This window comes from Terribacillus sp. AE2B 122, from assembly GCF_902497585.1.
Classification (GTDB): Bacteria; Bacillota; Bacilli; order Bacillales; family Amphibacillaceae; genus Terribacillus; species Terribacillus saccharophilus_A.
The window spans coordinates 195,171-216,007 of record NZ_LR700945.1; the positions used below are offsets into that span (position 1 = coordinate 195,171).

Below are 20,837 nucleotides of genomic sequence, written 5' to 3' on the forward strand. Positions count from 1 at the left end.
CCAGTGAAAAGGAGTGTTACCAATAATGAAGAGCAAGTCATCCTCTATTGCGATCACTCTTACATGCTGCTGTATCTTCCTCTGTTGTCATGCGGTTGAAGCCTCATTAGATCCTAACTCATCTGTATCAATAAATAACAAAAGAGCAGACATTATTATTTGCAGTTCAGATCCAGTCTATCAAGAGACTAACGGAAAATATTCAACAGAAGATTTCCAAAACGCAATACCGGCTGAAATGCCAGTAGCAGAAGAATCTTGGCTGGAAACTTTGTTGCATACCTTTTTTAATAAAGACACGCAAGAAACAATCTCTTCTGATACAGAACAAGCGAGTCCACAAATGATTCCCTATAAGCGAAAGCCAATAAGCCTTTATCCGCAGAATTCCTACATTCATTGTTTGCTGTCTGCCCATATGAACACAGATCCATATGCGAATCTTCCCTATTAAGCTAGTCCATTAAGTCTATAAAATATTGAATATTTGTATGTCTTGTTGATTTAATAGGGAATAATACCTTGAATTATATTATTTATTAATATTCCATTTTTACCAAATTACTTTACAAATGTGGAATATTGCCGATATATAGTAATAGAGTGAAATTTTATGAATAGGGGCTTGATGTAATGAGTGTGCAAGTACATGAGCAGACGGAACAGGCAATACATCCGATGTTGGACGCCTTTGTAAAGGTAGGGCCGTTCTTGCAGGATCTAATCAATGAAGATGTCACGATTGGTATCTATAATACGGAGAAGTTGATTATCAATTTCCCTGCCAAGACCTTTTCATTGAATGTTACACCTGGAGACCCATTAATGGATGGGGATATCGTAACAGCGGCTATTCGCCAGAACAAAAATCAATATGCAGTCGTACCGGAGGAGCTTTTCGGAATCAGTATTATCGCCCGTGCCATTCCGCTTCACGATGAAGCAGGAAATGTAATAGGCGGTATCGGAGTCGGTTTGAGCATCGAAAGTGCGAACCAATTGTCCTCCATTGCTTCTAATCTTTCTGATGTTATTGGCGACGTGACTGCAACAATTCAGGATATGGCGCAATCCATCTCTGGTTTGGCAGAAGGCATGAATTACATATCAAAGAAAGCTTCAGAGGTAACAGATAGCGTGGATACGATTGAGGAAGTATCCAACGTCGTTAAGGGTATTGCGGATCAGAGCAACTTGCTTGGTCTCAATGCTGCTATTGAAGCTGCGCGTGCTGGAGAACAGGGACGCGGATTCAGTGTGGTTGCAGATGAAATCCGCAAGATGGCAACTGGCTCCAAGGATCAGGTAACAGAAATCCATCAGATTACCGAGAAAATCAAGACTGTTATCGGCAAGCTGAGCAATTCAATTCAAGAAGCAAATGCAGAATCAGACACACAATCAGCTGCCATCGAAGAGCTGACAGCGACGATGGAAGAGATTAACGCTAATGTACAAACTCTAGCAAATCTAGCAAAAGAGAATATCTCAATCAAAGACTAATAGAGGTGACCGACATGGAAAATTTCAAGCATTTGAACAGTCAGTATATTAATGGAGAATGGCGTGAGGGTCAGAGCAGTGTAAAAATGGAGAATCGCAATCCATATAACGGTGAGCTAATTGCTACCTATCAAGCTGCAAGCTTAGATGATTTAAACGAAGCATATGAAGCATCTGCCCGTGTGCAGAAAGAATGGGCGAAAACAAACCCGGTAGCACAACGTGCTGTCTTCGAAAAAGCTGTTGCTTATCTCGAAGCAAACCATGAAGCATTTGTTGAGACTATCATCGAGGAAATTGGCGGTACAAGATTAAAAGCTGAATTCGAGATCGGTCTCGTTACAAATATCATCAAGGAAGCCTCAACATTCCCATTCCGAATGAACGGCCAAATCCTGCCGTCCCCGATTGATGGCAAGGAAAACCGTGTTTATCGTGTTCCTGTTGGAGTGGTGGGCGTTATCAGCCCATTCAACTTCCCATTTTTCCTATCCATGAAGTCTGTTGCTACTGCATTGGCAGCTGGAAATGGTGTTGTATTGAAACCGCATGAACATACTGCAATTACTGGTGGTACGATGATTGCGAAGCTATTCGAGGAAGCGGGTCTTCCAAAGGGCTTGCTCAATGTCATTGTGACAGAAATCAGTGAAATTGGTGATAACTTCGTAGAGCATCCAATTCCGCGTGCTGTTTCCTTCACAGGGTCTACTAAAGTCGGTAAACATATCGGAATGGTAGCCGGTAAGAATTTGAAAGAGGCGCATTTGGAGCTTGGCGGTAACAGTGCATTGGTAGTTTTAGAGGATGCAGATATGGAGCTTGCGGTTAGTGCAGCAGTATTCAGCCGTTTCACTCACCAAGGTCAGATCTGTATGTCTGCCAATCGTCTGATTGTGCATGAAGATGTGTATGATGAATTCGTTGAAAAATACTTGGCGAAGGTTTCCACGCTTACTTGCGGTGACCCGAAAGATCCAAGCACAATCATCGGACCGCTTATTAACGAACAGCAAGTGAAAACGACTGTAGCGTTGATTGAAAAAGGTATCGAAGAAGGTGCAACACCGCTAATCAAAGGTAAAGTGGAAGGTAACATTGTTGAGCCAGTAGTATTCGGCGATGTAACGCCAGATATGACACTTGCAAACGAAGAACTATTTGCCCCAGTCGTCAGCATTTTGAAAGTGAAGAGCGATGAAGAAGTGCTTGCCTTTGCAAATAACAGCGATTATGGCTTGAGCGGTGCTATCCATACAAGAGATGTGGAGCGCGGTGCAGAGCTTGCAAAACAAATGGATACGGGTATGATCCACATCAACGACGGTACAATCAATGATGAACCTACTGTTGCATTTGGCGGGGTGAAGAATTCCGGCCTTGGCCGCCTGAATGGCGATTGGAGCCTTGATGCATTCACAACAACAAAATGGATAAGCATTCAGCACAATCGCAGACAATATCCGTATAGCTAATGATAGAAGCCCCACAGCTCATAAGGCTGTGGGGCTTTTTTTATGTGCAGCTACTCTGCAGCCATGGCATCCTGTTTGGTTCGATGAACTGTGCCATATGGATGTTCAGGCGGTGCATAAATAGTATAAAGCTTCAAAGGTGTACGACCGGTATTTATCACATTATGCCATGTTCCAGCAGGGACAAAGATGGCATAATCATCTTGGACATATTGCTGATATTGTAAGTTGTCTTTCCTAGGGCCCATTTGGACTAGTCCATGCCCGGATTCAATGCGTAGGAACTGATCAACATTCGGATGCCTCTCCAAACCGATATCTTCTCCTGGTCGGATACTCATCAATGTCACTTGAAGATGTTTTCCGGTCCAGATAGCTGTCCGGAAGAATCGATTATTTTCTGTAGCTTGTTCGATGTCGACAACATATGGTGAATTTCCGTGATCGTGTATTTGCTGCTGCCACTGATAATTGCGCCAGTCATTTGGACTCGGGGGCAAGTGATAGTGCGGATATCGAGGGTACATTTTTCCTTCTCCTTTGATGCAGTTATATCGTATCCTATGCTATTGCTCACTGAGAGTTCTTGGTGGTTTAAAGCAAAAGAAAGAGTACAGGAGGTTTTCCTGTACCCTGAAAAACGATCATTTAGCTTTGATTACGTCAATCCGTGGCATCTCCGGCTGTTTCATATCATTTCCCAAGAAATAACTTGTATGAGGTGGCTGGTTATAAGCAACATTCTGCCAAGCAACGCCTAAGCGGTAAACAGGGTCGTGCATTAAGGTAGGGAGTTTTTCTTCGGTTATGTCTGTTGTCGTATAAAGGACGAGAGCGCTGCTGTCTTCTGTACGCCAGATGGCTTCCTCACGCCAGTCACCGAATAAATCAGCCTGCAGGGCAGGGTTTCCTTTTGTTCCATTGTTGGAGTAAGTTCCTTCGGCATCGAGTAATGTTTCCAATTTTTCTGTTTCCGGGTTCCATTTTCCGATAAGGCCAGTACCAGTCTGGATGCTTTCATCGAAAGTATGATCAAGTATTTCACGTGTCAAGTCGCCGTCCCACCAGATAGCAAAATTGGCAGGAGGGATATTTGTGGATATTTTCTCCCCTGAAGCAGCGTAAAGTCCGCCTGTCGGGCTGTTCCATGCACCGTCAATTGCCCACATTTCTGCTCCTGGATAGCGAGGGTCAATGTCAGATGCAAGACCGCGCCCTACATCTATATTTGTAGGGATCCCCCAAATTAGTTCTCCTGTACGGGCATCGCGGAACTCTAATCCTGCTTCATTTGGATATGATTCATGTACTTGGAATACTTCAAGCCCTGGTCTGCTTGGGTCTAAATCGCTAAGATGCATTGCATCACCGTGACCAAGACCAGTCGAATAAAGACCAGTGCCATCGTCGTCCAATGCCATCGCGCCATAGATGATTTCATCTTTGCCGTCTTCATCCACGTCTCCGATACTCAAATTATGATTACCTTGCTGTGCATAAGCTTCGTTTCCAGGTGTTTCACTATTGAACATCCATTGCTTTTTCAGTTTGCCATCTTTATAGGTATAGGCCGCAATTACTGTCTTTTCATAGTAGCCTCTTGCTTCAATGATACTCGGTGTTTTGCCATCCAGATAGGCGACTCCGGCAAGGAAGCGGTCCCCTCGGTTCCCGTAACAGTCACCCCAATCACAAATATCCCCCCGGGCTGGTTCATAGTCGACTGTCTGCTTGATCTTACCCGTGTTGCCTTCGAATACAGTCAAATATTCTGGCCCTTCGAGTATATAGCCTGATGCATTGCGATGATCCGCGTCAGGATCGCCGATAACTTTTCCTTTTGAATCTGTTGTTCCGTCAGCTGTTTTGACGACAAGCTCAGATTTTCCGTTACCATCAAAATCGTAAACGAGCATTTGTGTGTAATGGGCACCTGCACGGATATTATGGCCAAGATCAATTCGCCATTTATGCGTCCCATCCATTTCATAAGCATCGATTAAAACATTGCCTGTGTAGCCTGAGCGGGAATTATCCTGTGCATTGGATGGATCCCATTTCAAAATGATTTCCCATTCTCCGTCACCATCCAGATCTCCGACGCTGGCATCATTGGCATTATAAGTATAGGACTTCCCATCCGGTGTTTTACCATCAGCTGGCTTTTGGAGGGGGATATGCAGCTGACTGTTTTGCCATACTTTGATCTTATCCTGATCTACGCCTTTTCCGATTGCTTCTACACGATATACACTATTTACAGTACCATCTTTATCCAGGAAATTTGTGCTGTGTTTCACAGGTTTCCGAGTGATTTTCTTACCGTCGCGATATACATGAAAGGAGGTTTTTTTCGTATCGTTCCCGAGGAATCTCCAGCTTAAGAAGACACCATCCTCTGTCTGGACGGCAACAGCGCCACGTTCCAAATATTCCATTTGCCTTTTAGGCAGTTTCTTGGCATCGGCAGAGAAGGGGATTGCGAATGTCAGAAGCAGGACGAGCAGCAAAAGCAGACATTTTTTCAATATAACCATTCCTCTCCTTATTTGTTGAAGCGCTTTCATTTTAATGCAGGAGGAAGGTTAATTCTTATTAGACAAGGCAGGGCATTCTCAAATATGGTTGTAAATATCTTAAAAGCCATGCCCAAATAGGCATGGCTCATCAGTTAAATTATTATTTAGCAGTCCCTAATGTATGAATCACATGAGCTGTACAATTGATGCCGTTCAGGAAATAATCCACATCAAGATTCTCGTTCGGCGAATGGTTATGCTGATCAAAATTCGCATAAGGAACGATGATAGATGGCAAGCCTAGTATACCTGTCCACACATAATCCGGAAGGGAGCCACCCATACTCGGCTGAATGAGCGGGTCTGTTTGGTAAGCATTCTCGACTGCGCTGATTACTTTCTGAACAATCGGCAGCTCCGCTCTTGTGCGTGAGGGCTGCATGCTGCCCAAGTATGTAACCTCTACGTCAGGGGCATAGGCTTGAACATGCTTTTGGATCTTTTCAAAGATATCGTTTGGATCCTGATCCACAACGAGCCGAATATCCATTTTGAGACGAGCAGTGGAAGGGATGATCGTTTTCGTTCCTTCTCCTGTATAGCCGCTTTCCATACCAAAGATATTAAAGGTAGGCTCGCCAGTCATCTTCTGATAGTAGGAAGGACCATCCATGGATAGGTCCGGATAGCCGATCTTTTCACCTAATGACTTCTTGTCATAAGGTAGCTTCGTAAGCAGCTGCTCCTCATAAGCGGTGAACGGACGGATGCTATCATAGAAGCCTTCTATTTTGACATGACCGTCAGAGTCTCGCATTGTATGCATTAGCTCGATCAGTTTCCAGGCAGGGTTAGGAACAATATTTCCAGTGTTGCCAGAATGGTTATCCCGATCTGCTCCTTTGCTATCGAATTGAATGGAAAGCATTCCGCGTACACCAAGCAGCACGAGTGGGGAAGAGCTGTTATGAGACGGGCCATCAGATGTGTAAACAAGATCGGCTTGCAGCAGATCTTTGTGCTCTTTCACAAATGCTGCAAGATTTGTACTGCCTTTTTCTTCTTCACCTTCGAAGACGAATTTAATGTTGATAGGCAAATCGCCGACTGTATTCAAGTAGCTTTTGACGCCGAACAACTGAGCCATCAGCTGACCTTTGTTATCGCCTACACCGCGGGCATAGATTTTGCCGTTGCGGATTTGGGGTTCGAATGGAGGAGATTCCCACGCATCGTAAGGCTCAGGAGGCTGTACATCGTAGTGTCCATAGATAAGCAAAGTGAAAGCTTCCGGATCCTTGATCAATTCTCCATATACGACAGGATGACCGGCCGTCGGAATGATTTTTGTCTCTATTCCGAGTTCCTCCATCATTCCTTTCAATAGTTCAGCGCATTCCTCCATTCCGTCATTCTGCGTACTGATGCTTCGCTGGCGCAGCAAGGTGAATAGCTGGTCCAGGAAGTCTTGTTTATTTGTTTGTATATAATCCTTTAATGCAGATGAGTTCATATAATTCTCCTTTATTTCTTAATTCAATGTTCCAATCAGAACTGTGGCAATCAAGATTGAACAAGTCGTCACAGTTGTGAAACCGCCCATAAGCATGGGTGTCACAATCTCATTCATGATGGCTTCTCTTTCCTCTTCTGTTTCTCCGACTTCACGGCTGATTTCCTCACAAAGGATATAGTCTGCAGGGAAACCGAAAAGTGCTGTCAATGCAACAGGCATACCAAGATACTTTCCGACACCGAGAAGCTTGGAAGCGAGCAATCCTCCTATTGTTACACCTGCCGTACCAAGCAAACATATCAATAGAATTTCTGGAATATAGCTGGCCAAAGCAGCTGGTGTCACATCATCCATTGAAGAAATAACGATGAAGATGACAGCAATCATGGCAATTCCGGTTGCGTTCGCTTTTTCCATTGTCTTGGCAGGATAGAAGCCGATATAGGCACCAATTACCCCGATGATTAAACAGAAGATAGTGTAGTTGACGCCGGTGACAGCATCAAGGATAACAGCGATACCGCTGCCCAAATAAAGCTGAAGAATGAAAATAAGGGATGTCTGATATTTTTCCGGTAAAAGTAATTTGCGTTCGTTCTGGGCTTTGACTACTTTATTTGGCCGTTCTGAAACTTCCTCTTTTTCCAAAGCTGCACCGCTGTGCAGGCGCGCCTGTACTTGCTGTTTCACAACAAGGGCATGCCTTTTTAAGAAGAAGGAAGCAAGTGGGATGCCGAATAGCTTATGAATGCTTAGTACTAATGCTGGGATGATGACAAGGCTGGATAATCCTAACTCGGTCAGTTTTTCACTCGTAACGAGATATGCTACAATTCCGCCGACGACTGGACCTGCACCTGCTACTGCAGTCTCATAATCAAAGAATATCGGAACAATTGCTAGTACTAGTGCTACTGCAGTAAGGGAACCAATCAAAGCGATCAAGATAGGTTTCAACTGTCCTTTGATCAAGGAGAACGGAACAAGTGTACCAAGGTGGACAATGAATGGTGCAACAATCAGGGATCCGAAAGCCGTAATTACTGAATCAGACATTAGTCCATTTGGGATGATTCCTGCCCAAAGGAGGCCAACGTATAGCAGCAAAGCTGCCAGCAGCATTGGAATGCGTGCTTTCGTCCAGATGGAGATGAGTTCTCCTAAACCTAACACAGCAATCAATAAAAGGGTGATCATGACAGGGTTGCTACTGAGTTCACTCCACATGTACATCCTCCTCCATTTTCTATGTAAGAATATTAATAAAAACTAAACTATATTCAGAAAATTGTCAACATACTAATCAATTAAAGCGAAAAATCTGCTAGGCTAAAAGTCTTATTTTCTGTATACTAATCTCATTCAATGGAGAAACGAGGAGAAGGATGGGTATATTACATGCCTTTACACTGCCGTCTGTCCCTAAGGAAAACAAGCAGAAGCTTAAGGAAGTTGTCTTAGAGGAGAATTGGAAAAGAACGAAACTGTTCGCTATCATCATATTGTTCTTTGAGGCTATCTTGATTGTGAGGCAGCTTCCAGGAGGAATTGATTTATATGTAGGGCTGTATCTTGGATTGTTCAGTGCAGCAGCTATCTACTTGCTTTGTATATACATAATGGGAAAAAAGAAGATACCTACTGGATACAGAATGTTTATGGTTCATTTCTTTGTATTTCTGTTCCTGGCTTGGGGGACGACGGTTACACTATTGGATCAGTTGCATTATGGCCACGTCATGGCATTTGTGGTTAATTATATGTGTGTATCGACATTGTTTCTCGCAAATGGTAAGCATTATCTGTTGTTTGCTCTTCCAAACGTTGTTTTTCTTTATGTCGGTTTGCCTTTCTACCAGCAATCAGCGAATATGCTGTCAGGTCATTATACGAACCTTACAGTATTCATTTTCTTTTGCTGGCTGGCGTCACAGCTGCTGTATAAGGGGTTCGCTGCAAACTTTTTCAATAAGCTTTTGCTGACAGAGATTAATGAAGAATTAGAAGCGCAGATTGCCCAAAATGAAGTGATGAACGAGCAACTCAAGAAACAAGCAATGCTGGATGAGCTGACCGGTGTACCGAATAGGAGGGGCTTCCAGGATTATATTCATTCTGCATTGGCTAATGAGTCGAAACGACGTCTCTCTTTATTCCTGCTCGATGTCGATGCCTTTAAAAGCTATAACGATCATTACGGGCATTTGCGAGGAGATGAAGTGCTTCGTCTTGTGGCGCAGTGTGTCTATCAAACTACAGCGATTCCGACAGCGGGCTGGGCAAGGTATGGCGGAGAGGAATTCGTTTTGGCTGTTTTTGATCAGTCTTCTGAAGAGTTGGACGAGCTGGCTGAATCAATCCGGCAGGCAGTGCAGGAGCTCCGTATTGACCATGCATTTTCACCGGTCTCAGATAAGGTGACTGTAAGTATCGGTGCATATAGTGCTGCTATATCAAAAGGTATACAGTTATCGTATTTCCTCGGACAAGCGGACGAAGCTTTATACGAAGCGAAACGTTCCGGTCGGAATACTTATATTAAAAGAGAAGAGCTAAGCGAATCATTCGCTTAGCTCTTTTTCCTTATACATAACCTGGACGAATCGTTTCAATTCTTCTGTCAATCCGCTGATTGGCTCTTGGAATCGGGGATTTTCCCGGTATTCAAGAGCTACTGAAGCCCTATAATTCAAATCGTCAATCGGCAGAATAACGATATTGGACATTCTCTGCTCACTTATATGATACAAAATTGACCGCGGCAGTACTGTAAATCCATGACCGCCTTCCACGAAAGCAAGCATGTTCTGAACATCATCGACCATTTGATAATCTTTGGCCTGTACCAACCTTAAAAGAGAGCTGATCTTATCCAAATTATTCGTCAATGCTGCGTGCTCGAAGACAATCAATTTCTTATCGAGTTTGACTGAATTTGCGAGCTTGCCGTCCAAAATTGTAACATCATCCTTATGACAAAGGAAAACTAACTCGTCCTGGAGCAGCGGCTCACAGAGAAACGGAGTCTTTGCTTTGTTTTCATAATGGATGGAAAACTGGATGCTGCCATATTCCAAAAGCTTCTTCAAGACATTAGTCGGTCTTGTAATGAACTTGAATGGAATGTGCGGAAAGTGTTCCTGCATGTAGGGGATGATAATGTGGTTGAATACCGGTGCAAGCCAAATGTTGATTCCAATCCGCAATTCATCTTTGCCTGCTGTAATACTGCTCAGCAACTGATAGCTTATTTTATTATCACCAGTAAGTGCAAACGATGCATCCTGCAGTTCCCCGAGAAGCTCAATCGCATAGGGAAGGAAAAAATAACCTTCTTCGGTCAGTTCGATTCCGTCCCAGCTCCGTTTCAATAAGACGAAGTCAAGTTCTTCCTCCAGTTTTCGAATTCGTGTACTCAATGTAGGCTGTGTAATATGTAAGGCTTTTGATGCTTTGGATATACTTTTATTGGAGACAACTGAAAGAAACGACTCCAATCCGTCAATGTTCATTATCCTTCACTCCTGCTGTTCTATACTGTTCATATTATATTTTTTTGGGCAAAATGTATAGGAAACTGTATAAAATTCCTTTATCTTCAAGAGCAGTGCTTGTATTTCCAATCGAGAACAATTAAGATGAAAGGATGCACCAATGACGCCATAACGAATGGCATAGAAAGGATTTAATTATGAAAAATAAACGTCCACGCTCTCGTGGGTTCCAGCCTGCGAAGCCGAAAGTATATAACGTTACAGAAGAAGCAGAACTATTACCTTTCCTGTTGGAGGTTGTAGGCAAAAGCCGTAATTCAGTGAAATCTATCTTGGCCCGTGGTCAGGTTTCTATTAATGGGCGTGTTTCCACGCAATTTAATGACAAACTGCAACCAGGTCAGGAAGTTACCATCCGAACAGATATGGTAACAGAAGCAGCACCGCTGCAGGGCATTACAATCATGTATGAAGATGATACCCTCATTGTTATCGAGAAAGCTTCTGGGCTGTTGTCAATCGCTTCCAATAATGAAAAAGAGAATACAGCTTACAGACAGCTATCTGATTATGTAAAAGCGCAACATAGTGATAATAAGATATTTGTCGTCCACCGTCTTGACCGCGATACATCCGGTTTGATGGTGTTCGCTAGATCAGAGAAAATTAAAAAGATAATGCAGGAATCATGGCAAACAACGAAGGAACGAGCTTATGTTGCGCTCGTTGAAGGCGATGTTTCAAAGTCAGAAGGAACCATTACTTCCTGGCTGAAGGAAACCAGTACACATAAGATGTATTCCAGTAAGTACGAGAACGACGGATTGAAGGCAGTGACGCACTACCAAGTACTTCAAGGGAACAAGGACTTTACGTTAATGGAAATCAGCTTGGAAACAGGACGAAAAAACCAAATTCGTGTCCACATGCAAGACATCGGGCATCCGATTGCAGGGGACAAAAAGTACGGAGCGGAAGATCGTTCCATCAAACGTCTTTGCCTGCATGCACGGAAGCTGAACTTCAAACATCCTGTCAATGGCATGCCACTAAGGTTTGTATCGGATATTCCGAAGCTTTTTACATCTAAATCAAGATAACTTGTAAAGCAGAGCAGATATGCTCTGCTTTTTTTCTATAAAAAAATCTATACCTATTGCCACATGCTTCCATGTACAATACTATATCCATAAGTGATATATCAAATATGGATATAAAGGAGAACGACTATGGCAAAAGGAAAATCGCTGGATGAACTGACGGATCCGGTTTTTTATATTCTTGTCGCATTAGTGGAACCGAGACATGGGTATGCCATTATGCAATATGTTGAAGAAGAAACGGAAGGGACATTTAAGATAGGACCCGCAACGCTGTATACCATTATTAAAAAATTGCTGGATTCTGGCTTAATAGAAGCTGAACCTGACAGCGATCCACGGCGGAAAACCTATGTTGCAACTAACTATGGCATTTCCAAACTGGAAGAGGAAGTCGAAAGACGGAGCAGAATGGTCGATCTTGCGACAATTGTATTACAGACGAGGGGGAGGAAGGGACAATGAGACACAAGAAGTATATGTCTTCAGGCGGACTGGCTTTTTCCGAAAAAAAGGATATGCAAAAGCTTGCCAAGCAGGCAGCCAAGGGTTGGCATCTGCGGGATTTTGCGTTTATGGGTTACAGGCTTGTACGGGGAGAGCCGAAGCAGGTGCAATACATGATCGATTACCGCACGCTAGATGAAGCAGAGGAACAAGAGTATTTGGATATGTTCGAGCATGCCGGCTGGACATTTGTGTGTGGTTCTTATGGGATGTATATATTTGAGGCTCCTATCGATGCAGCTCCGATCTATACGGATGTAGATACGAAGCAGGATAAACTGAAGCGTTCAGCTTCCTTTATACCGAAGCTAGCTTTAGTGAGTACTGTTCTGACTTTAATCAGCTTTTGGATTTACTACGTGACAGATAGCTGGATTGCAGCGATTGTTTGTTTACTGTTATTCATTCTTGCTGTCTTGAGTATTTGGACGACAGCAACATTTTATTATCGTTCGCTCAAGCTGATACGAAAGGGAGAGGACTAATGCAAAGAAGACCTTTATTCGGATTCGTGATACTAGGGCTTTTTCTGGTGGGTGTCTATTTCTTACTGCCCAATCTGCAACCGATAGTCAGTTTATTTTCCATATTCGGTGTGGCAGGTTTGCTGGCAATCACACTGCATGAAGCAGGCCATGTCATCGGCGGCAAAGTCATGGGAATGCAATTTGGTTATTTTGTAGCTGGTCCTTTTCATATCGAGAAGGGGAGAAAAGGGATTAGAATAAGAGAAAACCGCAACTGGGGACTCATCGGCGGAGTTGCCTTGATGCTTCCTGCAGAAGGAAGGTTCGAAGACAGGCTTCGGAAGGATTTAGCTGTCATGACGATAAGCGGGCCTCTCACAAGCTTTGCTTTAGGGTTGCTGATGCTGGCAGTCTGGTACACGAGTGGAATAGAATTTTTCGCCATATGCAGTATGTTTCATGGAGTGATCCTGTTTGCTACGATCCTGCCGCTGCCAAATGGACAATTTCAGACTGACGGAACTGCTTTCTTTCATTTGATTAAACGTACCAATGAAGCAAAAAGTAAGATTCAGTCTGCTCTTTTAACTGGCGAAATGTACGGAGCGAAGCGTCCTTTACAGTGGTCGTCCAGTATGTACAAAGCATGTCAGGAGAAAATGGATAGAGCAACTGATGTAAAGGAAGTATTTATTGAAGCAATGTTTGTCTTTTACGTGGAAGCGGATAGGGATGGAATTATGCCGGCAATTGATCGGCAAATCAATCATTTCCGGATAAAACCAGATAAGAAGTCTGCTATTTATTATGGTCCATTCCTGGAATGGCGCATGCTGGCAGATGCCTTATGCGGCACATTGGATAATCAGAAACTAAGCGAATATGTGGCAGGGGTCTCAAGTTTAAGTGATGGCACTTATAGTCGGATGCAAGCGATGGTGGCTTGGTCCAGGCAGGATGGAGACAAAGCATTGATGTATAGCAAAGAAGCTTTTGCTCCTTATGAAAAATTGAATGGATTCGGAATATTAGAACGTGAGTGGACGAGAATGCTCGCTACTCGCATTCGTACATCAGTTAAGACGATAGCATAAAAAAGAAGGCTCCCAGTCGGGGGCCTTCCGGTAGTTATGGCAAAATGGATTCGAATGTATAGCTGCCTGATTCTGCTTCGAAGGAAATCTCTCCGTTTTTATGTTCTTTGAAGGTGACGCCAGCTGCTTTATGAATAGGTTTTCCATTAATTCGAACCGATTTCGTATCTTTTGCTGGGATTGTGATTGTTGCTGTCGTATTAGATGGAATGACAGCCTCGTAACTGAAGGTTTGATCTTCCACTTTCCAGCTGCTTTCAATACGGCCATACATGGAATCGACATGTCCCTTTGCCCATGTCATTACCTGATCCGGATCCGACGTCGGCTCGAGCAGGAAGTGCTTGAAGCCTGGGTGATCTGGATCTCGTTTGATTCCTAATGATTCTTTATACATCCATGCTCCAACGGCACCGAACGAATAGTGGTTGAAGGAATTCATGCTGTTATTGCCGCCAAAACCGTCTTCTTCTGTATATGAGTTAAGGCGCTCCCAAATTGTTGTTGCACCATTCTCCACCGAATACAACCAGGATGGATAGGAGGTCTGCTGGAGCAGGCGATAAGCGATGTCATCGTGACCATGGTCAGAAAGTGCTTGGCTGATTGCTGCCGTTCCAATGAATCCTGTCATTAGAGAGTACTCTGGACGCTCCTTACCTAAGTCATCCGTATTCTTCCTCTGAACCGCAGCTACTAGATGATCAGCTGCAGCAGCTGCATTGGTTTCATTTAATACGTTAAGAGCCAAAGGTACGCTATAAGAAGCTTGACTATCAGAAACAGTACCATCGGATTTCAATGTTTTTTTCGTTTCCGGATCGATGAACTTTTCATTGAAGAATTGCTTACGTTCTTCATAACGTTTCCAGTAATATGCTGCATCGTCATCATTACCGAGAATCTCTGCTGTCTTGGCCATGAGTTCCAAATCATACACATGATACGCTGCCCATAGGAAAACATTTTCTGTCTTACTGTTTTCAGGGCTCAGCCAGTCTCCTAAAGGTCCTTCATTTATCAGTCCTGTTGTAGAATTCACTTTTGTATCCAAGTAATCGACATATTGCTTCATGCTAGCATAGTGTTCCTGGAGGACAGTTTCGTCTCCATATTGCTGGTAAGCATGCCATGGTACAGTTAGTCCGGCGCTTCCCCACAGGATACCGCCAAAGCCAGGTCCAATTGGCGTAACGTCTGAATAGCGTCCGTCAGCACGCTGCAGATCACGGTTAGCTAGATTATGTCTGCGCAGGAACTGGTTCACGTTATCCATATAGGTGGCAGTTTCCGAGAAGACGGAAATATCGCCATTCCAACCCATTCGTTCATTACGAGCCGGAGTGTCAGTCGGGATAGAGAGGAAGTTACCTCGCATGCTCCATGTAATGTTTTCCCACAGCTTATTCACAGTTGAATTGGAGGTCTCGTAGCTCGAATCAATATCATGAATGGAGCTGATCACCAATCCTTTCACATCCTTGAGAGCAGGTGCTTTTTCTACACCGGTAATCTCGATATAGCGATAACCATGAAAAGTGAAACGAGGCTGTATCGTCTGATTACCTTTTTTCGTTACATACGTATCTTGAACCAAAGCAGCACGCAGATTTTCCTGCATGAGCATACCGGTATTCTCACCAGAGTCTTCATTGTCTGGATAAAGCATTTCAGCATAGCGAAGGGTGATCTCTTCATCAGCGTTCTGTTTCTTCAGCTTGACTTGCGGCACCCCAACCATGTTTTGCCCCATATCATAGACATACACGCCTGGCCGAACTTCTTCCATGCTTTTTGCTGTCAATGTCTCGACAATCTGAGCGTTTTCTCCGACTTGACCTGTAATCTGCATATCACTGTAATCCAGATTTCCTGCGGTTGTCGTTTCATCTAACGGCACTTCGACAGCCTGTTTCCAATCCTTAGGCTTGAAGCTTACCTTACTCCAATTCTTCATTTCCTTATTTGCATCATACACTTCACCTTGAAAGAAGCTGCCGTAAACTAGCGGACCGTCTGTCGTGTACTCCCAGTCAGGGTTCGTCGTGATAGTGTCGGTCGTACCGTCTTCATAGGTGATGACGAGCTTTGCCAAAAGGGAATTACGATCGCCGAAATAGTTCCAGTTATCCGTCGTGAAGGTGCTCGCGCCGCTCCACCATCCCTCTCCCAGCATGGCTCCGAACGCATTGTCTTTACCAGACTTAAGCTGATCTGTCACATCATAAGTTTGGTACATCTGTGTTTTGTTGTATTGAGTCAAACCTGGATTGAAGTAATCTTCCCCGACGCGTTCCCCGTTCAGATAGAGTTCATATATCCCTCGCGCTGTTGCATATAGCCTGGCATCTTGGATTTTTTTCTTATCTGTTTTGAATTCGGTTCTTAGCAGCGGAGTAGAATGTTCACTCGGGTCTGCAACAGCAAAGACGCCTTTGCTGCCGCCAGAAACGTTGTATGCACCAGATTTAACAGTTACTCCTTTTGATTTGGCAAAGATACCTTTATAATTCTTCGCTTCTGTATTTTCTTCAAAGAGAATATTGGATGGTTTGCGATAGTTCGTTACGCTCAGATTAGTGAAACTTGCCTCCTGCTTTTTATCAACTGAAAATCCAATTTCAGACAGCATAGGAAAAGCGATATAATTACCGCCTGAGCCGACAGGGTTCACATTAAAGCCATTCGCAGGAGTGATTCTGTTTTCCCCATCTATGAATAGATGGAAGACACCTGAATTTCCCCAAATGGAAATGTCGTGGTTTTGATACTTATTTGTTTGATTGATTATATCCCGGGAGATGACGAGTTCTGTAATGGCTTTATCTGGATCATCTTTTGGTTCATAACCTGCACGGTATATGAGCAGCTTAGCATTTCCGGAATTTTTCTTTACATCTGAAACATCCAGCTCGAATTCTACATAGCTATCATTCACATCATTTTCGAGATTGTACATATTTTTATTTTTATCCATCAGTCTCGGATCATTGGCACCGAGGATGAAGCTGGCTTTTTCAGTATTTGTCTTCTTATCCAGCTGTAAGCTGTAATGTACTTTATACACATTGAAATAGTGCGCTTGGAGCACCATATCTTCTGCTTCGGTACCGATCCATTCAGCGCCGTCCCAAGCAGAAATATCTGTATTCAATAGTCCTGTTTCAAACCAGCTGTCTGCTGTTGACTTCTTACCGTTTTCGTTCCACACGGACACTGACCATTCATAACGAGTAGCAGGTTTTAGTTCTTTTCCATCATATTGGAGGGCGACAGACTTATCAGAATGCTTTTTCTTTGTATTCCAAAACGTTTTTCCTTCTGGATCCTTCACTACAATCTGATAGGCTTTTTGTTTTGCCCCTTGATGATCAGCTTTCATTTGCCAGCTGAAGGTAGGGTTTGGATTGTCCAAACCAAGCGGTGTTGAACTGAAATCTGTTAAAAGATTAATAACTTCGACTTTCTGTTTCTTGGCATCTACAGGACTGGAAACAAAGGGTAGAAACGAGGTTAGGACTAGGAGCAGTGAGGTAACCAACACAACACGACGATAAAACCGGGTCTGCATACGATTCCTCCTTTATAGTGGTTGATGATAATACTGTAAGGCACTCCTTTCCGTGCACGAGAGGAGTCAACTCCGACTGTAGCACATTTATTGTTAACGCTTACATAAATAGATTCTACTGTATCCTAGCTCATATTTAGAGGGGACATTTCTTAGTTATGGGGGAGAATCATAAGGTGTTATAAAGAAATTAATGGAAAAAAACCTAGGCGTCAGTACTCGATCCTTTGTCTCTTGTAGCATTCCATCATAATTCATACAATTGAATAATTCATTTATATAAAGTATTTGAAAGACAGAGTATGGAGGGATAATTGTGGAATTAAATAAAGTTATATTAGATGCAACTGACGTACACAAACAACATCTATTGGAATGGAGAAGACACTTGCATGAGAACCCGGAGCTTTCTTTTCAGGAAGAGCACACATCACAGTTCGTTTACGATACATTGGCTGGGTTTGGGAATCTGGAACTAAGCAGACCAACAAAGACAAGTGTCATGGCTAAGCTGAAGGGAGCAAAACCTGGTAAAGTAATTGGCTTCCGCGCAGACATGGATGCCCTGCCGATACAGGAAGAAACGAACCTGCCTTTCGCTTCCAAGGTGGATGGTGTGATGCACGCATGCGGTCATGATGCGCATACTAGCATCTTACTTACAGCAGCAGAAATACTTAGCAGCAAGCAACAAGACGTAAGAGGAGAAATCCGCTTCTTCTTCCAGCACGCAGAAGAGCTGTTTCCTGGCGGTGCGAAGGAAATGGTAGAAGCCGGCGTTACCGATGGAGTGGATATGGTGTTTGGGCTGCATGTTGCTTCTCAATTGCCGCGAGGTAAGGTTGGTGTCATTTATGGACCAGCCACGTCAAATTCCGATCAGTTCCATTTGACTGTAAAGGGAAGAGGCGGGCATTCTTCGCAGCCGGATAAGACGGTAGATCCAATTGTTATCAGTGGGCAGATCATCACTAATTTGCAATCAGTTGTCTCACGTATGACTAGTCCATATGAAGAGTTAGTTGTTTCTATCACCACTTTGCAAGCTGGAGATGCAGTAAATGTTATTCCGAATGAAGTGCATATAGGAGCATCACTGCGTTCGCTCAAGCAAGATGTGCGGAAGAATGCGATAACGGCTATTGAGCGAATGGTGAAAGGTATAACGGAAGCAAATGATGCTGCATATGAGCTGGAAGTTACGTATGGATATGATTCTGTCATCAATGAAAAGGAAGCTACTGCAATTGTAGAACGTGCACTCAAGCGAAAGCTTGGAGAGGAAGCAGTACTTCATGGCAGTGCAATCATGGGAGGCGAGGACTTTGCTGCCTTTGCTAATGCCGTTCCTGGATGCTTTGTTTTTGTTGGTGCTAAGGAAGAGGGAAATCCATCTCCTGCACCTCATCATCATCCGCAATTTCGAATTGAGGAAGAAGCAATGCAGGATGGTGTGCAATTCTTTCTAGGCATTGCAGAGGAACTTGTTTTCTAAAGAGGAGTCATTGGACTCCTCTTTTTGTTTACATTTATTGTATTTTCTCGTAAGCTTCGATGCAGGAGGGATGGATATGAACAAGGCACGGAACCATGTAGCAATTATGATGGATGGGAATGGAAGATGGGCTACAGAGAAAGGGAAACCACGCAGTGCCGGGCATTATGCAGGTATGCTTGCGGTAAGGCGAACTGTAGAAGCTGCTGTCCAGCTGGGTATATCAAATCTGACACTGTATGCTTTTTCGTCGGAAAACTGGAAGAGGCCAAAGCAGGAAGTGGATTATATCATGCAGCTGCCTAGTATCTTTTATAAAACTGAAATTAAAGCTCTGAATAAAGCTGGGGTAAGGGTGGAGTTCTTTGGAAATCTGCAGGTATTGCCGAAGAAGACGTTGGATGTAGTCGAACGTACGATGCAGGAAACTATATATAATGAGAAACTAATCCTTCGCATTGCGTTGAACTACGGAAGCAAGGATGAGATCATCTACGGAATAAAGGAAATGATGCAATCAAATAGACAAGGAATACAGGATTATGAAGAACTGCAGCAGTTTTTCTGGACAAAGGGGATGCCTGATGTGGATGTGCTGATTCGTACAAGCGGAGAACAGCGACTTAGTAATTTTCTATTAATGCAGGCAGCTAATGCTAGACTAGTTTTTATAAAGGCATATTGGCCTGACTTTGAGGGAGCCATGCTGTCTGCTGCTATTGAAGCGCATTGACCTTTTGTAACCTGTTTCTGACATAAAAACATTTTATAGCTAGTTAAAAACTGTGTTTTTATTAGAATTATTGAATTGATATTCATCTTAGGTCTTTTAAGCAAAACGCAGGAGTGCTATGATAGTTAGCATATAAATTTTCTGAAATATTTTACTATTTAATTATTGGAGGAGAGATCTTATGCTAACAAAACAGACCGAAATTGAATTGTCCAATGAACAGGTAGAAGAGATAGTCAACTGGAGAAGGTACTTGCATCAGCATCCAGAGCTATCTTTTCAAGAGTATAAGACTTCAGCCTTTCTTTATGAAACATTGAGCACTTTTCCTAATCTTGAAGTGACAAGACCTACAGAAACAAGTGTATTGGCAGTACTGAAGGGTGCGTATCCTGGTAAGACAATCGGCTTCCGAGCTGATATGGATGCCTTGCCGATACAAGAAGAAACCGGTCTTCCATATGCTTCCGAAAACGATGGTATCATGCATGCTTGCGGACATGATGGTCATACTGCCATCTTGCTTGGTGTCGCGAAAGCATTGAGTGCAAAACAGGAGAAAATCCATGGCGAGATTCGTTTCTACTTCCAGCATGCAGAAGAGCAGTTACCAGGAGGCGCCAGAGAGATGGTTGCAGCTGGGGTGACAGAAGGCGTGGATTATGTGTTCGGTTTGCATCTTTCCTCTCTTACTCCATTAGGTCAGCTGACGATTACACCGGGAGCGGCTACTTCCAATTCGGACATGTTCCACGTCACAATTAAAGGAAAAGGCGGTCATTCATCTCAGCCAGAAAACACAATAGATCCGGTTGTAACCAGCGCACAGATCATCACGAGCCTGCAGACTGTCGTTTCGCGTATCACAAGTCCGAAGGATGAATTGGTTGTGTCAGTCACGACATTACAAGCAGGAGATGCTGTCAATGTTATTCCAGAGCAAGTGAAAATTGGTGCGTCCGTTCGCTCCTTTAGTCAGGATGTCCGAAAAAGGGCAGTTGAGGCGATTGAACAGATCATTAAAGGTGTTTCCGAAGCGAATGGCTGTCAGTATGAACTGAACTATACGTATGGCTATGACTCCGTTGTGAATGATACGGAAGCTACTGCTATTGCTGTTGATGCTATCCGTCGCAAACTTGGTGAAGGAGCGTATGTAGAAGGAGAAGCAATCATGGGAGGCGAAGATTTCTCAGCTTTTTCAAACGTTGTTCCTGGCTGTTTCGTGTTCGTTGGCGCTTGTTCTCCGGATAATCAGACACCAGCTCCACATCATCATCCAAAATTCCTTATCGACGAAGCAGCGTTGGCGGATGGGGCGAACATGTTCCTTGCTATTGCTGAAGACTTGGTGCTGGAATAG

The 20,837-nt window shown here is 43.6% G+C and carries 17 protein-coding genes; 11 read left to right on the forward strand and 6 right to left on the reverse strand.

Annotated features, from left to right (window positions below):
* The first annotated feature begins 25 nt into the window (after positions 1 to 25).
* From AE2B122_RS11855 to AE2B122_RS11865, 3 genes are all read left to right on the forward strand, one after another.
* Positions 26 to 454, forward strand: coding sequence for a hypothetical protein (locus tag AE2B122_RS11855; protein ID WP_175074214.1), 429 nt, complete (start codon positions 26 to 28; stop codon positions 452 to 454).
* A gap of 179 nt (positions 455 to 633) precedes the next feature.
* Entirely contained in the window at positions 634 to 1,503 is an 870-nt protein-coding gene (locus AE2B122_RS11860) for a methyl-accepting chemotaxis protein (protein WP_095271135.1), read from the forward strand.
* Between the two features lie 14 nt (positions 1,504 to 1,517).
* Positions 1,518 to 2,978 carry an aldehyde dehydrogenase family protein gene (locus tag AE2B122_RS11865; RefSeq protein WP_175074215.1) on the forward strand — a complete coding sequence of 487 codons (1,461 nt, stop codon included), beginning with the start codon at positions 1,518 to 1,520 and terminating at the stop codon, positions 2,976 to 2,978.
* Positions 2,979 to 3,028: 50 nt separating this feature from the next.
* Here the strand turns inward: AE2B122_RS11865 and AE2B122_RS11870 are convergent, their stop codons facing one another.
* The 4 genes from AE2B122_RS11870 to AE2B122_RS11885 form a co-directional block, all read right to left on the reverse strand.
* On the reverse strand, positions 3,029 to 3,505 hold the full coding sequence (locus AE2B122_RS11870) for a cupin domain-containing protein (protein WP_175074216.1): 477 nt from the start codon (positions 3,503 to 3,505) through the stop codon (positions 3,029 to 3,031).
* Between the two features lie 117 nt (positions 3,506 to 3,622).
* Positions 3,623 to 5,416 carry a rhamnogalacturonan lyase gene (locus tag AE2B122_RS11875; protein ID WP_254593493.1) on the reverse strand — a complete coding sequence of 598 codons (1,794 nt, stop codon included), beginning with the start codon at positions 5,414 to 5,416 and terminating at the stop codon, positions 3,623 to 3,625.
* Between the two features lie 241 nt (positions 5,417 to 5,657).
* Positions 5,658 to 7,010 (reverse strand): M20/M25/M40 family metallo-hydrolase, encoded by a 1,353-nt coding sequence (locus AE2B122_RS11880; protein ID WP_175074218.1) that lies wholly within the window; start codon positions 7,008 to 7,010, stop codon positions 5,658 to 5,660.
* Between the two features lie 18 nt (positions 7,011 to 7,028).
* A complete protein-coding gene (locus tag AE2B122_RS11885) occupies positions 7,029 to 8,240 on the reverse strand; it encodes a hypothetical protein (RefSeq protein WP_175074219.1) in 1,212 nt (403 codons plus the stop codon).
* A 158-nt stretch (positions 8,241 to 8,398) separates the two neighbouring features.
* Here AE2B122_RS11885 and AE2B122_RS11890 point away from each other — a divergent pair, with 158 nt between their 5' ends.
* A complete protein-coding gene (locus AE2B122_RS11890) occupies positions 8,399 to 9,586 on the forward strand; it encodes a GGDEF domain-containing protein (protein WP_175074220.1) in 1,188 nt (395 codons plus the stop codon).
* On the opposite strand, the gene AE2B122_RS11895 is transcribed toward AE2B122_RS11890, so the two are convergent.
* Complete coding sequence (locus tag AE2B122_RS11895; RefSeq protein WP_095218750.1) at positions 9,575 to 10,525, reverse strand: LysR family transcriptional regulator; 951 nt, start codon at positions 10,523 to 10,525, stop codon at positions 9,575 to 9,577. The two genes, AE2B122_RS11890 and AE2B122_RS11895, sit on opposite strands and share 12 nt — an antisense overlap.
* Positions 10,526 to 10,704: 179 nt before the next feature.
* Between AE2B122_RS11895 and AE2B122_RS11900 the strand changes: the two genes are divergently transcribed.
* From AE2B122_RS11900 to AE2B122_RS11915, 4 genes are all read left to right on the forward strand, one after another.
* A complete protein-coding gene (locus AE2B122_RS11900) occupies positions 10,705 to 11,607 on the forward strand; it encodes an RluA family pseudouridine synthase (protein WP_175074221.1) in 903 nt (300 codons plus the stop codon).
* A gap of 129 nt (positions 11,608 to 11,736) precedes the next feature.
* Positions 11,737 to 12,072, forward strand: coding sequence for a PadR family transcriptional regulator (locus AE2B122_RS11905; RefSeq protein ID WP_175074222.1), 336 nt, complete (start codon positions 11,737 to 11,739; stop codon positions 12,070 to 12,072).
* On the forward strand, positions 12,069 to 12,599 hold the full coding sequence (locus AE2B122_RS11910) for a DUF2812 domain-containing protein (protein ID WP_175074223.1): 531 nt from the start codon (positions 12,069 to 12,071) through the stop codon (positions 12,597 to 12,599). Before AE2B122_RS11905 ends, AE2B122_RS11910 begins: the two co-directional genes overlap by 4 nt.
* Entirely contained in the window at positions 12,599 to 13,675 is a 1,077-nt protein-coding gene (locus AE2B122_RS11915) for a M50 family metallopeptidase (RefSeq protein WP_175074224.1), read from the forward strand. The genes AE2B122_RS11910 and AE2B122_RS11915 overlap by 1 nt, the downstream gene beginning before the upstream one ends.
* 34 nt (positions 13,676 to 13,709) lie before the next feature.
* On the opposite strand, the gene AE2B122_RS11920 is transcribed toward AE2B122_RS11915, so the two are convergent.
* On the reverse strand, positions 13,710 to 17,246 hold the full coding sequence (locus AE2B122_RS11920; RefSeq protein WP_175074225.1) for an alpha-L-rhamnosidase: 3,537 nt from the start codon (positions 17,244 to 17,246) through the stop codon (positions 13,710 to 13,712).
* 316 nt (positions 17,247 to 17,562) lie between these two features.
* On the opposite strand from AE2B122_RS11920, the gene AE2B122_RS11925 reads away from it, so the two are divergent.
* The 3 genes from AE2B122_RS11925 (at position 17,563) to AE2B122_RS11935 (ending at position 20,837) form a co-directional block, all read left to right on the forward strand.
* A complete protein-coding gene (locus AE2B122_RS11925) occupies positions 17,563 to 18,741 on the forward strand; it encodes a M20 family metallopeptidase (protein WP_254593486.1) in 1,179 nt (392 codons plus the stop codon).
* Between the two features lie 76 nt (positions 18,742 to 18,817).
* Positions 18,818 to 19,474: a polyprenyl diphosphate synthase gene (gene uppS / locus AE2B122_RS11930; protein WP_175074226.1), complete on the forward strand. Its 657-nt coding sequence runs from the start codon at positions 18,818 to 18,820 to the stop codon at positions 19,472 to 19,474.
* A 181-nt stretch (positions 19,475 to 19,655) separates the two neighbouring features.
* A complete protein-coding gene (locus tag AE2B122_RS11935; protein WP_095271157.1) occupies positions 19,656 to 20,837 on the forward strand; it encodes a M20 family metallopeptidase in 1,182 nt (393 codons plus the stop codon).

Excerpts from the sequence above, each read along its gene's own strand:
- AE2B122_RS11855 (WP_175074214.1), top strand. The coding sequence starts at position 26 with ATGAAGAGCAAGTCATCCTCTATTGCGATCACTCTTACATGCTGCTGT.
- AE2B122_RS11860 (WP_095271135.1), top strand. The coding sequence starts at position 634 with ATGAGTGTGCAAGTACATGAGCAGACGGAACAGGCAATACATCCGATG.
- AE2B122_RS11865 (WP_175074215.1), top strand. The coding sequence starts at position 1,518 with ATGGAAAATTTCAAGCATTTGAACAGTCAGTATATTAATGGAGAATGG.
- AE2B122_RS11870 (WP_175074216.1), bottom strand. The coding sequence starts at position 3,505 with ATGTACCCTCGATATCCGCACTATCACTTGCCCCCGAGTCCAAATGAC.
- AE2B122_RS11875 (WP_254593493.1), bottom strand. The coding sequence starts at position 5,416 with ATGGAATATTTGGAACGTGGCGCTGTTGCCGTCCAGACAGAGGATGGT.
- AE2B122_RS11880 (WP_175074218.1), bottom strand. The coding sequence starts at position 7,010 with ATGAACTCATCTGCATTAAAGGATTATATACAAACAAATAAACAAGAC.
- AE2B122_RS11885 (WP_175074219.1), bottom strand. The coding sequence starts at position 8,240 with ATGTGGAGTGAACTCAGTAGCAACCCTGTCATGATCACCCTTTTATTG.
- AE2B122_RS11890 (WP_175074220.1), top strand. The coding sequence starts at position 8,399 with ATGGGTATATTACATGCCTTTACACTGCCGTCTGTCCCTAAGGAAAAC.
- AE2B122_RS11895 (WP_095218750.1), bottom strand. The coding sequence starts at position 10,525 with ATGAACATTGACGGATTGGAGTCGTTTCTTTCAGTTGTCTCCAATAAA.
- AE2B122_RS11900 (WP_175074221.1), top strand. The coding sequence starts at position 10,705 with ATGAAAAATAAACGTCCACGCTCTCGTGGGTTCCAGCCTGCGAAGCCG.
- AE2B122_RS11905 (WP_175074222.1), top strand. The coding sequence starts at position 11,737 with ATGGCAAAAGGAAAATCGCTGGATGAACTGACGGATCCGGTTTTTTAT.
- AE2B122_RS11910 (WP_175074223.1), top strand. The coding sequence starts at position 12,069 with ATGAGACACAAGAAGTATATGTCTTCAGGCGGACTGGCTTTTTCCGAA.
- AE2B122_RS11915 (WP_175074224.1), top strand. The coding sequence starts at position 12,599 with ATGCAAAGAAGACCTTTATTCGGATTCGTGATACTAGGGCTTTTTCTG.
- AE2B122_RS11920 (WP_175074225.1), bottom strand. The coding sequence starts at position 17,246 with ATGCAGACCCGGTTTTATCGTCGTGTTGTGTTGGTTACCTCACTGCTC.
- uppS (WP_175074226.1), top strand. The coding sequence starts at position 18,818 with ATGAACAAGGCACGGAACCATGTAGCAATTATGATGGATGGGAATGGA.
- AE2B122_RS11935 (WP_095271157.1), top strand. The coding sequence starts at position 19,656 with ATGCTAACAAAACAGACCGAAATTGAATTGTCCAATGAACAGGTAGAA.